Here is a 14,018-nt window from a genome sequence, read left to right on the forward strand (position 1 = left end):
CATGAAAAAACACTTTTTAGCAGCGGCATTATCTCTCGCTTGCCTAGCGCCGGCTGCGCATGCAGATACGGTACTTGGACTTTATGTCGGTGCAGAAGGGTGGGATACCGAAACCGAAGGAAGCTTTGCTGAAAAAGGCAATATGCAAACCTTTAATTTTGACGACGAGACGTTTACTAGCTTTTATGCGGCATTGGAGCACCCAGTACCTTTAGTGCCAAATATCAAGTTGCGCTACACCGAACTCGAATTAGCGGGTCAAACGACGCTGACCGAGTCTTTTGACTTTGGCGGCCAAGTGTACACGGTGGGTACCAATGCAACGACGAGTGCCGATCTAAACCATATTGATTATACGCTGTACTACGAAGTACTAGACAGCGACTTGTTGACGTTTGACTTTGGTTTGAACTTCAAACAATTTGACGGCTCAATTATGGTTACAGGTACTGCGAATGGCCAAACTAGAACGGAAGAAGTTGAGTTTTCGGGCTTTGTACCTTTAGGTTACTTACGTGGTGAAGTTGGATTACCATTAACTGGGCTGAGCATTTTTGCTGAGGGCAGTATGTTGGCGATTGACGATAGTAAAATTCAAGATTATCAAGTAGGTCTTGCTTACGAGTTCATCGATAATATGGCTGTTGATGTTGCCGTTAAAGTAGGTTATCGCTCAATGGTACTTGAGTTAGATGATATTGATGATATTTATACTGATTTAGATGTATCGGGACCTTTTGCTGGGATCCAGTTACATTTCTAACTTAAAAACAGCTATAAAATGATAAATAACCTGAGCTTTAGAGCATTAATGCCTTTCTAGCAGCCAGTTTTAGCGCTAACTGCGTTGAATTCACTCCCAATTGCCAACTATTGGGAGTGAACTCGCCTTGCCTACAGAATGTAGGTACCTTAGCGAGAGCAGGACACGGGAGCGGAGTTTTCCCTAAAGCTCTGGCTAGACAAGGGGAAAACTAAGTTGTGTTTTAGCAACAATGAGTTGGAACATCCTTTATCCAAACCTCTGGTTAGTTATCTACTTTCCCACTCTAGTAAAAACTCATTCTCTAGTGCTTTTTCTAGTAGTTGCTTATAGTTTTTGTTGATTGGATTTTGTAGTAGCTTTTTCAGCTCATCTCCTGTCTGCGTTAGTTTGTAGTAACTTAATACGAGGTCATTAGACTTGGCTGTCAGTGTGAGCTTTTTACGCTGATAAACCAGCTGCATAGATTGCCCTTTTTGCAAAGAAGCAGACTCTATCTCTTGTCGATACAGGATATTGATATCCATGAGTGTCAGTACGTTCGGAAAGCTTAACCCCGCTTGGCTAAGGTTTACAGATTCAGTACTGCCTTTTCTCAACAAATCAAAAATAGATGGCTTTTTATAGTAACCGTGAAGTATCAAATAGCTATCTTCTTTTTCCAAGTAACCGCAAAGCGGTGCACACTTTTGCAGTGCCGTTGCTTCGCGTTGTGTCATCATTTTCAATGTTTGCAAACTTTTAATTGAAAATGTACCAGGGTTGATACTTTCGCCGACTAAAATCTTTGCCCATAACTTTTGCATTGAGTGATTGGCAATGTCTTCAGCCATCGTATTAAAGTGCGCTAGCCAATCTGGATCTGGTCGACCTCTTGAAGTTACCTCAGGGCAGATTGTGAGTGACATGCCCATAATAGTTTCTAAATTTTGCTGCTGTTGGATTTTTATCAATTGCTGACGCTTTAGCGCGCGCTTCAGCGTGCTGTGCGGGGTGCTGACGGTATATTGATTATCTTTGTTCTTATCAGACTGGTAATGGTCATTTTGTGTCACGAGAGGAGTGATCCTTTTGACCATTGGGTAGCCAAGCTGCTCTTCAATAGAAAGTGCCAGTGCTGACTTTACCTGTGCATTTTTGACTGCCATATCATGCTCTTAATTTATAATGTGTGTTCATATGGTTAACGGCGGAGTCTGTGATTTGCTGCAAATATTGCTGCATAAATAGGGCAATAAAGCTTCCTAAAAATGGAGTATTCACTCTGCCTTCGATGGAGACCATTAATTGTGTATCGGCTTGTGCAGTCAATAAGTTAAGGGTTATGTTGGCAAAGTGTTCATCATCAATATATAAAGATAACCCAAGATGTTGAGCCGTACTTTTGGTCACGGTTAACTCAGCTTCGCCCCATGGGTGGACTAAAACCGCTGAACTACCTACGTGTTGCTTCTTTGGGAGTATTCGAAAATAAACACTCTGTGTTGATTGCCAATTAAATAGTGTTGGCCAGTGAGTTAACACAAGGGGAGTTAGCGCAGTGTTCGTTACTTCAGCTCTGCTTTGCTTCACTACTTTATAGTCGTGCGGCATCGCTAATCCTGAAATGATAATCAGCAGTGCTAGAAGCATCAGCGTTCTCATGGGAGTCGATAGTCGTTTGATACAAAATCCTCTTTAGTAAAAAGTATGCTAAATCATCTATTTTGTTCTATGCTCGACTATAATATTTCACGTTTTTTAATCAAACTGAACTGTAATAGTAAAAATGTACCATATTTTATTTGATGGTAAACACTGCGTTGGATCAGTGCCTATAATGAAAGAGTAGTACGGATTTAAAGGGTAAAGCATGGCACCTGAGCAAGATGATTATTTGTTTGCAGAGCACGATGAAGTTACTCAAGAAGAAGAAATAACAAGTGCTTTTTGGGATGTATTAGTTGTTGATGATGATCCAGAAATTCATTCTGTTACTAAACTTGCTCTGTCAAACCTAGAATTTTGGGGTAAAAGACTCAGGTTTTTGCATGCCTATTCAGGCGCTGAGGCAATCGAAATACTAAAACAGCAAAATGACATTAGCATTATGCTGCTTGATGTTGTTATGGAAACCGATGACGCTGGTCTTAATGTGGTGCGTAGGGTTCGTGAAGAAATTAAAAATATGGCAGTGCGAATTATCATGCGTACTGGTCAGCCAGGTTATGCGCCTGAAGAAAAAGTCATTAGAGAGTTTGATATTAATGACTATAAAATGAAGACGGAGCTTACACGTAGCAAGCTTGTTACCTCCCTACTTACCGCAATTCGATCGTATCAACAGATCTGTGAACTTGAAGCCCAAAGCCATGCGCTTGAGCACATATTAACTGCTTCTCGAGCCATACTTGGTCACACCGATATGAGTTCCTTTGCCGCCGCAGTGGTCGCACAATTGGCTAATATACTAAGGGCGCCTGGTGAAGGGGTGGTGATAGGTTCCCCTGAGGATGAGGTGCACCTGCGGGTGTTTGGTGGTAGTGAGGAATATCGAGCATTTTTTGGTCATGGTATTGAGCAGCTCGATAATGGCCGCGTTATCATGCAGGTGCAAAACTGTATTGATACAGAAACACATCAATCTACCGAGCACGATGTTACATTTTTACTGGAGAGTAAAAACAAAAAAGCTGCGATATTCTTAGAGCTGGAGGCTGAGCCATCCGCGGCACAACTGAAGTTTGCGGAAATATTTTTAACTAATGTTGGTGTCGGCTTGGACAATATTAAATTATTTCACGAATTACGTGAGGTAGCGTACAAGGACAATCTCACTAAACTTCCAAACCGCACTAATTTCATTGAGAAGATTGAGGGCTACTTTAACCAACAGCAGTCGCTTGTATTTATCCTCATCGATATTGCCCAATTTTCAGACATTAATAATGGTTTGGGACAGGAGGTTGGTAACTTGTTACTGCAAGGGGTTGCAGAGCGTATTGCTATGGAATTTCCTGAAGCCCAGCTGATATCAAGGATAGGTGCTGATGTCTTTGGTTTGTTATTAGCAGAGGCACAATTTGACGAAGCATCATTTATAGACAACTTATGCGTACCATATCAAGTTGGTGAACATGTATTGACAATGCACTTTCATATCGGCGTATGCCGCCAAGAAGACTTTCAGGCGCAAGGTATAGAAACCCTAAAGCTGGCATATATTGCCTTGAACCAAGCTAAACAATCTAGTATTCCACTTGATTGGTATACGCCTGACCTTGAAGAAAAAATGGCTTGGAAGCTCGGCTTGATCAGGCAGCTTCGCCAAGACTTTGAGATGAATAAGCTAGAAGTGTGGTATCAACCACAATTTTCTATTGCAGATCGAAAAGTGATTGGCTGTGAAGCGTTACTAAGGTGGCCTTCTGGTAATGGTAACTACATTTCACCAGGGATTTTTGTGCCTTTGGCAGAGAATGCAGGCTTAATCGTCGAGATAGGTCAGTGGGTGCTAGAGCAAGCTTGTCAACTACAAGCGACTTTACAGCAGCAAGGGTATGGTAATTTAAGTGTTGCGGTGAACGTATCAGTACCCCAATTTAAAGTTCCTCATTATGCACAGCAAGTTAAAGATACCATCCGTGCTTTCAATGTCGATCCCAAGCATATTGAGCTAGAAGTCACAGAAAGTGTCGTTATGGACGAAGTTAACGCGGTGATTAATACACTACAAGAGTTGCAGGAGTTTGGTGTTGAAGTCGCCATTGATGACTTTGGTACAGGCTTTTCTTCTTTAAGTTATTTACAAAGACTGCCGCTTGCCAGATTAAAAATAGACCGCGCTTTTGTGAAGGATATACCGCATGATGACAGCGGTGCGATTGCTGATCTTGTGATCTCACTGAGCCAAATGTTAGGGCTGAAGACGATTGCAGAGGGAGTTGAAACTGAGGATCAAATGGCGGTGCTACAAAAGCTTGGATGTGATGAAGTACAAGGGTTCTTGCTTGCGAAACCGATGCCAGAAAAGAAATTACTGGAGTTCTTAAAGTCAAATTAGTCAATTATGTTGTTAAAATCGGTGCAATTGCTTTTCTTTGTAATGTTGATTAGACTAAAGTTTGAACACTTCGTTCTGAAGTGTACTTAGGTACTTTATATAATTAATAATAAAGGATTTGCTATGAAAATCGCAGGAATTTGTGTGGTTCTATTGGGACTTCTGTCGGGTTGTAGCTCGACAACCGAGTCGGCAAAAAATAATACTGAGGACAAGATAGCTAAGAATCAAGAAGATCTATACTGTAAGCAAGATATCATCACTGGTAGTAAATTTACAAAGCGAAGATGCCGTACAAAAGATCAGCTTGAATCTGAACAACGTGCTGCAAAAGACATGCTTAACCGACAGCAAAATACTGTTGGCAAACAATAATTTTTGTTTTTTAGGTGAGCAATTGTTCTAGTTGAGTGAGCCGTTGCTCACTGTACAGAAAGCTTCTCTGATAGGGGAACCATTTCCCTGTCTCTCCAATTTTAATTACGCGTTTGCTTTACTTAGTTTGGGTAGGCAAATTTATGCAAGAGATATTGCTCCAGGAGTCGTCATCACTTTACTCCAACTTACTTCCTTTATTTAATTGTGCTTACCATACCTGAACGTTAATGATACAGGGTATTGCTGTGTGTTCAGTATCTTGTGTTTTAACAGCTGTTACTCCTTACTACAGCGTTAAATTCGTTTGCAACAGAGCAGCTATTGACATACAAGTTTTCCTTTTATTTAGAAATAACATTTGGATAGATCGACACTACACTTTTGAACATGGATATTTTAGTTGACTAACTAACTTTTATTTCGGGTTCCGGTTAGTTAATATGAAGGATTAAACCTGATGCTAGCTACGATAAAAATTATCTTAGAACAACCCAAAACTTTGGCGATAGTAGCAGGCAGAAGCGTAGCTAGCAGAAAAGGGCAAGATGAAAGGTGGAGATTTAACAAATATTTGTTCACGAGAGAGTATAATTAAAAAGTGATGAGAGTGATCTTAAAGTCAAAAGCCCCCACAAGTTATTAACTTATGGGGGGAGTTATGCTAAATCTTTCGAATTCTAGACTATAGTCTAAATGTGAAACCTGCGAAGATATAGCGGCCCAAAGAATCATAGAAACCAGGGTAAATGTTACCATTTGCTGGACCTGAAGGACCATTTGGTACTAGTGGAGCAGTATTATCAAAGACATTATTCACACCACCTCGGAATTGCAGGTTGTCAGATGCATTCCAAGTCACTGCAATATCAAGGTAGTCACGTGCAGTCAATGGTACTGGTCCATCGATTACTTGACCCTCGTCATTTCGTGCAAACTCCTTCACTTCACTTACATAACGATAGGTTGCTGTTATGTTTGCGTCCCAAGGAGTGACCCAAGTTGTTGAGAAGTTTGTTTTAAAGTCAGGAACAGGGTACTCACATACCGCTCTATCCCAGCGACCAGCACAGTCGTCAATATCACCACCCGGTAAGTTTTGTGTTGCAAATTTATCTAGCCATGTACCGATTAGCTTAAAGCGTAAAAGACCCATGTCATCAGGTAGGCTATAACGATAAGAAGCATCGAAATCAATACCGCTTGTTTCTACACTACCAATGTTGGTATCAATCGCTGTGATCGAGTCCTGGCTTAACCATAAAGAGCCAGTCGGACCACGGTTGATAAGTGCACAGAACTGATCGTTACCATTAATCGCACACTGGTTGAAGATTGTTGCTTCAGGGATTTCTTGAATTGCATTTTCAACAGTAATGTCGAAGTAGTCAATAGCAATGTCTAAGCCTTCAATAGCGTCAGGGGATAGTAGAATACCGAATGAAACAGTGTCTGACTTTTCTGGTTCTAGATCTGGGTTACCACCAGTGATACTGTTGTATTGACCTGCAGGGCTGATAAGTGCGTTTGAACCATATTTAGATGGGTCAAGACCTGTTCTTGCACATTGCTCAACCGTTAAAGTTGGGTTGTCACCACCACATGGATCTTCCCAGTTAAACAAACCTAAGCCAGCAGATCTGAATAGGTCACGCACGTTGCCTGCACGTACAGCACGCTGAAAGCTTGTTCTCAAACCAAGTTGATCATTAACACGAATATCAAACGCACCTTTATAGGTATTAGTCGTTTTGTCCGTTGAATAATCAGAGTAGCGATAAGCTAACTCTAGTGTAATATAATCAGCGAATTCAGAGTCTTCAACTAATGGCACGTTGAGCTCCGTAAAGAATTCATTGACGTCAAACTCACCACTTACGCCAAGAACAGGACCACCTTGACCCGCACCATCACCTGATTCGAAGCCTTGATCTGGATTAAAATCTAGCGATTCTTTTCTGTGCTCAAGACCAAATACTACGCCCACACCAGTAGAAGTACCTGGTACTACAACACCATAATCTGTAAGATCACCGGTAACATAGCCGCTAATTTGTTTTGTTCTGGTGTCACCGCGAGCAAATAAAGGTATCGTTAGGTAATCTATTTGCTCTTGCGTGATTTTCGATGGATCAAATATGTTCCATGGAATACAAGTTGGATCGCTACCATCTACAACTGACTTACATACCACATTACCATCGTCATCAGTTGTAGCTTGCAATGAACGAATGATTCGGGTAGTCGACATGTCGTTTTGGTAAGTTTGACTATATGACACGTTACCGAAATTCATATACGCATCATAAATCCAATTGTCATCGATTTCACCGCGAATACCTAGTACAAAACGAGTTGAGGTATGGCGAATATCGTCTTGACGAGGTCCACCTTCAACATTTCGTTTACCGATAAAGGCACCCTCAACAATACCATTTGTTGCGACACCATCAGGCCCACAAAGTGTGTTTCTTTGTGAAGCTGAAAGTAGCGGGTTATCACAGCTAATATCAACTTCATTCAGGAATGAACCTGAAGGAGCAATTTGTGCTACAGTGCGGTTATCCATGTAGTTAAATTCAGCATAAAAGGTATGGCTGTCATTAAAGTCATAATGACCTAGCAAGCCAAATGTTTTACGTTTGTCTGGACGTTGGAAGTAGTTAAGAGGGCCAAAGTTATAAACCGTGCCATCAGTAGGAACGAAGTCAGTGCCAGATACTTTGTAGTCGTAAGTGTCAAAATCGGTAATACGGCCTTCTGGAATTGTTCCTGACCCCCCGCAAATTCGAGTACCTGTGGCGTTTATGTTCATAGCACAAGCACTGTAATCACGATTGTCTTGCGTTACTTCTTCGATATCACGCCAAGTTGCATAACCTGTGATGTTTGCACGACCATCTGCAGAGTTAGCACCAAAAGTTAAAGAGATATCATGAGTATCACCGTCCCATTGACTACCATCAGGTACTGGGAAGCCTCTTTCATTCAGCGCTCGTTGCATGTCTTTGTGGTCGTTATCATGTTGATAAACACTACCTTGATATTCAACTTGGAAGCCTTCAAAGTCATCTCTCATGATAAAGTTTACAACACCAGCAACAGCATCAGAACCGTATGTTGCTGACGAACCACCAGTAAGAACATCAACACGTTCTACCAATGCTGCTGGGATCTGGTTAAGATCAGCACCGATACCTCCTGCGACAGGAGAGCCAGAAGGCAAACGACGTCCATTAACTAGTACCAATGTACGTTCTGTGCCTAAGTTACGTAGATTCACTGTGGCGGTACCTGTAGCTCCATTTGCTTGCCCTGAAGTTTGGTCAGCAAAGATTGCGGGCATATCGTTGAGTAGATCTTCTACCCTCGTAATACCTGCAACTTTAATGTCTTCGGCTGTAACACTTGTGACAGGGCTTGCACCAGTCATAGCTGCTCGCTTGATACGAGTACCAGTAACCTCTATGCGTTCTACACTATCAGTAGCGTCGACGTCTGCTTCTTCAGCGTGCGCAGTACCTGATATGCCAGCAGTCAGCGTTGAACAAGCAAGCAAAGACAGCCTGATTGTTGCTGATAAGTTAGAAAGTTTCATCTTATTTCCTTATTTCCTTATTTCTTTATTTATTTTTTAGCAGAGTAGGAAAATGTACCTGCAACATAGAACTTACATTGCATCTATGTAAAGTTCAATGATTCGTTTATAAAACCGTCAAATGTAATGATGATATGGGCTTTTGTATATGAAATCAGATGAAGGCAAGTTGAAATAAAGCATTTTTAAACAAAAACTGTATAAAGAGGTAGGTCGGTGTTGCCAAAAAAAAGGACACCGAAATGGTGTCCTTGATGGTTAATACCAGAAGTGCCGATTACTCTTCAGTGATAAATGCCTCACCTGAGGTTATCCACTTGGCTGGTGGCATCCCCTTTAGGTGGTAGTCAAAATATTCTTTCATACGAATTGAAAAATCGACTTGGTTAGGGAACTGTTTTAGGTGGTGCGGCTCACCTTCGTATTGTAAGAAAATAGCGTCTTTATCATGTCTTCTTAATGCTAAATAGTATTGAATACCTTCTTGCCAAGGTACTGCGCCATCTTTATCGCCAAACATGATGAGAATAGGCGTATTTACTTTATCTGCAAAAAACACCGGAGAGTTTTCGATATATAAATCGGGTGCTTCCGTCAGTGTTTTACCAATACGGCTTTGCCCTGATTCATACTGAAATTGTCTCGCAAGGCCTGACTTCAAGCGAATACCACTGTATGCAGAGGTCATGTTTGAAACCGGTGCACCAGAGACAACCGCTTTAAACATATCCGTCTGGGTGATCATAAATGCACTTTGGTAGCCCGCCCAAGAGTGACCTTGCAAGCCAATTTTTTCAGGATCCGCAACACCCATATCTATCAGCGCTTGAGCTGCATTGATCATGGTTTGTGTAGATGACGGACCTGGATGACCCACCTCAAAACGAATATCCGGTAAGAATATCGCATAGCCATTTGAAGTGAACATCGGGAAGTTTGGCCTGTGATTTAGCTCCATTTTTGGGAAGTCATACATACGCTGACTCATATAACGATAGAAATAAATGACCACAGGCACTTTATCACCAGCTTTATAGTTGGCAGGTTTGATTAGTACACCTTGTAGTGCTTCGCCGTTATAGCCCTTGTATTGCACAAGCTCAGGCTTTTGACCCCAAGCAAAAGTTTGCTGTTGTGGATTCAAGTTAGTGAGCTTGGTAGGCTGAGCGAACTGGCCATTTGTGACCCAGTAATCAGGAAATTCATGATAGGACTGCCTAGTTACTAAGTAAGTGTCTGCGTCTTTAGATTTCTTGACTACACGATGTTTTGATTCACCTGTTAACACATGCTGCAACTGGCCGTCTTTTAGTGCAAGTGTGGCGATATGTGTTTGCTTATTTTCGAGGTTATGTGCCCGCAAAACCATGGTGTCATCAGCCTTAAAGCCAAGGCTGTCTTTAGGCTTATATTCAATGCGGTATTGGGTTTTTGTTTTGTAACCATCAGTTAAGCGTGTCGCATTAAATGTGCTGGTATCAAATGCCCAAATGTCATATTTACTGTAAGCGTAAAGTACGGAGCCATCAAGCTGCCAACCAGCAAAACCATAGCCAGAGTTTGGTCCGGGGTAATCGTGCTTGTCATCAACAAATATCGCCTCTTTTACCGCTTGGCTAATGGCTGTGCGCTTTTGAGTGGAGAGTGCTGTTAACCACAGTTGCTCGCCGTCAAAATATGCAGCATGTTTACCCGTTGGTGAAAGGCTTGGACGATTGGCACTTTCTTTTACGATGAGCTGGGCATGTCCAGAATTGACGTTTACAGCGTAATAATCTTGATAAAAGCCTTTATACATGATTTGTTTTAGATAAGGCTCATCATTACTACCTAATACAAAGTTTGCATTGCTACGTAATGTAATGCTTGGCACCTGTTGGTTTTCAAGTTGGACTATGCGCTGGCCATTAATATGAAACACCGCTTGGTAGTGTTGATCGCGGCGACTTTCATTCCATGTTTTTATTTCTCTGGGCTTTATCTCAAGATCAGCGTTATGCCAAACTTTCAAACCTTTTTGCTCACGGATTGTGTCGTAATCATAAAGTGAGCGCTCATCTTCGTATTTAGCTGCTGGTACTTTTGCCTCCAAAACCGGGCGGTTTTCAAAAAAGAGACGAGTACTATCTTCTGACCATTCTAATTTTGCAGTCTTACCTGAAAACCAGCCGCTGGGGTTAGTGATGTCAGTCAGCTTATTGTCTACAGGAGACCATAGTTTTAGCTGGTAGTCGCGGCGGCGCTTATCATCGTTAACATAGTTACCTAAATAAAATGCAACTCGCTCGGCATTTGGCTGCCAAGCAATATCACCTAAGGTTACACCGGGCTCATCTATCAAGCTGGTAAGTTGAAGGTTTTGTAAATCAACAAATGCGACGCGGTTTTTTCCGCCATCTTCGCTATGTTGGCTGACAAGGATACCGCGGCTGTCTGGTGCTAAATCATAAGCTGCTATGTTGTCGTAACGAGTACTCTTGTTGGTTGTGAGGTCGGTGACAACTAAGGTAAGTGCTTGGTCTTTCTTATCTGCTGTGATTTTCAGATCGCTTGAGGCTTTTTCGTCTTTGGCTGCTGACTCTGCTTGCTTAGCACTCTTTTTATCTTCCCGATATACCAGCCATAACCCATCATCTGATAGTTGGTAATCCTTCACATCAGCAAAGGTGTGCTGCGCTTTAGTGTGTGTATTGACTAACACTAAGTTATTTTTTAGCGCTTTTTTTTCTTTTTTACTGGCAGTTTCTTTAGCGAGTAAAGTGGGAACCTGAGTAAAGCCAACCCATTGTGCATTTTTATTAATGACAGGGTTTGTGCCGCGTGGCACGGTAGCGATTAAGGTATGATTTTGTAATGCGTACACTTGCCCTTCGCTATCGCCACGGTAGGGCTTAGCGCTCAAGCCAAGGTAATTTCCTTGCTCGGACATGACGGTGCCATGAGGGTAACGAAAATCAAAAACGTCTTTAAATTCAAGACTGGGCTTTGCTGCAAAACTGCTAGCACTGATGAGTGCTGCGCTTAGCAAGGATAGTTTTAAAGTCATAAGATGAGCATTTTAGTTAATTATTTATTGTATTTTTATCACTTTTATCTGTGAAACTAAAATGCTCTGCGGTGTGAGGTGGCTATTAAGCGACTAAATCACAGCCAAATTTTCTCTAGTTCAACCCATTGTTTATCAAACTGTGCTGTTGGCTTTGCTTTAAAGTCACTGCGCACAAATTGGTTCATTTTGCCTTCAACAAATGCCAAAAAGAAGTTCGCAAGGACACTTTCCTCACTTGTAAACGCCTTGCCTTCACGAAGCTTGCGCTCTCTTAATACTTGTTTGAATTGTGTTTCTAACTTTTCAAATAAGCTTTGCACGCGCTCACGCAAACGCTCTTGTTCACCTTGCAAAGCGTCACCTGTTAGGATCCGCGTGATCCCCGGGTTTTTTTCGGCGAAAGTAAGTAGTAACGTCAGAATATTGTAAATGCGGCTACGCGTTTCTTTTTCATTTTCTAAAATTAAATTGATACGAGATAGTAAAGTATCTTCGATAAATTCAATTAAGCCCTCAAACATTCGCGCTTTACTCGGAAAGTGGCGATATAGTGCAGCTTCAGATACACCGACCTCGGTGGCCAGCTTAGCGGTGGTGATACGTTGCCCCGGACTGGTTTCCAGCATCTGTGCGAGAGATTGAAGTATTTGCTCTTTGCGATTACTGCGTTTTGTCGCTGGCATGAAATTTCCCTTATTTTTCTAATTGTTATGTTTTTTGTCGGGTTTATTAAGCACAGAGAGTAATGCACAGCCATGTAAACCCCGACTCGTTTACACGCTATCGAGGTATCATGTTAATGTTTTATTCAGTTTCTTTCCAGTTTTTTACATGAAGGTTATTTTATCTTTTCAGCAATGGCTTGCATGACAGTGAGTGCTAACTCTTTTTTGCTAGATTGGGGAAGCTCTATTCGTTCTTTTTTCCAATAAAGGGTCAGCGCATTGTTATCAGAATTGAAGCCAACATTACTATTCGATACATCATTGGCACAAATCATATCTAACCCCTTATTGATTAATTTGCCTTGTGCATATTGTGCAACATTTTGTGTTTCCGCAGCAAAGCCGACGGTATAAGGGCGCGATGTGGGTAAGGCTGCAACGCTGGCAATAATGTCTGGATTTTTGGTGAGGGTAAGCGTGATCTCATCACCTTGCTTTTTGATTTTCTGACTTGCAACGGATGCGGCGCGGTAGTCTGCCACCGCGGCACAGCCGATAAAAATGTCAGATTGTGGAGCATACTCTAGTGCAGATTGGTGCATTTGCGCTGCACTTTCAACGTTAATGCGTTTACAACCGCCAGGAGTGGGTAGTGAAACTGGCCCTGCTATTAGGTTGACTTTGGCACCCAGTGCATGTGCAGCCTCGGCAAGGCTAAAGCCCATTTTTCCAGAGCTATGATTGGTGATGAAGCGTACAGGATCTAGTGCTTCACGTGTTGGACCTGCAGTTATCGTTACTGTTTTTCCTGCTAAAACTTGTGGTAAAGGAGTAAGTGCATTAAGGCAAAGCTGGACTAATTCGTGTGGTTCAAGCATACGACCAGCACCAACATCTCCACACGCTTGCTCGCCTTTCCCAGGCCCCCACACGTGTACATTGCGTGATGCGAGCGTGCTTAGGTTTGCTTGCGTGGAGAGGTGAGCATACATTTGTTGATTCATAGCAGGTGCAATAGCAACTGGTGCAGGGGTGGCTAGTAACAAGGTCGTCAGTAAGTCATCCGCTATTCCGCCAGCCATTTTCGCTATCATGTTAGCAGTTGCTGGTGCGACTAAAACAAGATCTGCCCACTTGGCAAATTCAATGTGACCCATCGATGCTTCAGCTTGTGGATCAAGCAAAGAGTCAGACACTATTTCTCCAGATACCGCTTGCATGGTCAATGGAGTGATAAAATGTTTTGCTGATTCAGTCATCACTACTTTGACATCCACGTGCTGCTCTTTTAAGCGTCGCACAAGTTCTGCGCATTTATAAGCAGCGATACCGCCACTGATCCCAAGTAAGAGACGTTTATTTCTTTGCATGTGAGTTTTATACATTGATGGTGTTCATAACGTTAAGATAACACAGTCTGTATTTGCTTTTGAATAATCGAGCACGGCAGCTAAGCTTAGTTTACACAAATTAGCTTTATACTTGTTCAATTGGAGGAGAAGTAATCGAATACAAACAAGTTCAAA

Annotated in this window: 9 protein-coding genes; 3 read left to right on the forward strand and 6 right to left on the reverse strand. The window is 42.0% G+C overall.

The features are described 5' to 3' along the window. Nucleotide 1 precedes the first annotated feature (1 nt). Nucleotides 2-763, forward strand: coding sequence for a TIGR04219 family outer membrane beta-barrel protein (locus F9Y84_RS12890; RefSeq protein ID WP_128731580.1), 762 nt, complete (start codon nucleotides 2-4; stop codon nucleotides 761-763). Between the two features lie 269 nt (nucleotides 764-1,032). On the opposite strand, the gene F9Y84_RS12895 is transcribed toward F9Y84_RS12890, so the two are convergent. Together F9Y84_RS12895 and F9Y84_RS12900 are read right to left on the reverse strand one after the other, a co-directional pair. Then, nucleotides 1,033-1,911: a TIGR03899 family protein gene (locus F9Y84_RS12895; protein ID WP_125251134.1), complete on the reverse strand. Its 879-nt coding sequence runs from the start codon at nucleotides 1,909-1,911 to the stop codon at nucleotides 1,033-1,035. A 1-nt stretch (nucleotide 1,912) separates the two neighbouring features. Further along, complete coding sequence (locus tag F9Y84_RS12900) at nucleotides 1,913-2,395, reverse strand: hypothetical protein (protein ID WP_125251133.1); 483 nt, start codon at nucleotides 2,393-2,395, stop codon at nucleotides 1,913-1,915. Between the two features lie 220 nt (nucleotides 2,396-2,615). On the opposite strand from F9Y84_RS12900, the gene F9Y84_RS12905 reads away from it, so the two are divergent. Then, complete coding sequence (locus F9Y84_RS12905) at nucleotides 2,616-4,805, forward strand: bifunctional diguanylate cyclase/phosphodiesterase (protein WP_128731579.1); 2,190 nt, start codon at nucleotides 2,616-2,618, stop codon at nucleotides 4,803-4,805. Between the two features lie 123 nt (nucleotides 4,806-4,928). Next, a complete protein-coding gene (locus F9Y84_RS12910) occupies nucleotides 4,929-5,180 on the forward strand; it encodes a hypothetical protein (protein WP_147389061.1) in 252 nt (83 codons plus the stop codon). 685 nt (nucleotides 5,181-5,865) lie between these two features. Here F9Y84_RS12910 and F9Y84_RS12915 read toward each other — a convergent pair. From F9Y84_RS12915 to coaBC, 4 genes are all read right to left on the reverse strand, one after another. After that, a complete protein-coding gene (locus F9Y84_RS12915) occupies nucleotides 5,866-8,778 on the reverse strand; it encodes a TonB-dependent receptor plug domain-containing protein (protein WP_128731577.1) in 2,913 nt (970 codons plus the stop codon). A gap of 277 nt (nucleotides 8,779-9,055) precedes the next feature. Then, on the reverse strand, nucleotides 9,056-11,824 hold the full coding sequence (locus F9Y84_RS12920; protein WP_147389060.1) for a S9 family peptidase: 2,769 nt from the start codon (nucleotides 11,822-11,824) through the stop codon (nucleotides 9,056-9,058). Between the two features lie 98 nt (nucleotides 11,825-11,922). Beyond that, nucleotides 11,923-12,510: a nucleoid occlusion factor SlmA gene (slmA, locus tag F9Y84_RS12925; RefSeq protein WP_125251128.1), complete on the reverse strand. Its 588-nt coding sequence runs from the start codon at nucleotides 12,508-12,510 to the stop codon at nucleotides 11,923-11,925. 155 nt (nucleotides 12,511-12,665) lie between these two features. Beyond that, a complete protein-coding gene (coaBC, locus tag F9Y84_RS12930; protein WP_147389059.1) occupies nucleotides 12,666-13,862 on the reverse strand; it encodes a bifunctional phosphopantothenoylcysteine decarboxylase/phosphopantothenate--cysteine ligase CoaBC in 1,197 nt (398 codons plus the stop codon). Nucleotides 13,863-14,018: the final 156 nt, after the last annotated feature.

The sequence above is a fragment of the Pseudoalteromonas peptidolytica genome, from assembly GCF_012641745.1.
Classification (GTDB): domain Bacteria; phylum Pseudomonadota; class Gammaproteobacteria; order Enterobacterales; family Alteromonadaceae; genus Pseudoalteromonas; species Pseudoalteromonas peptidolytica.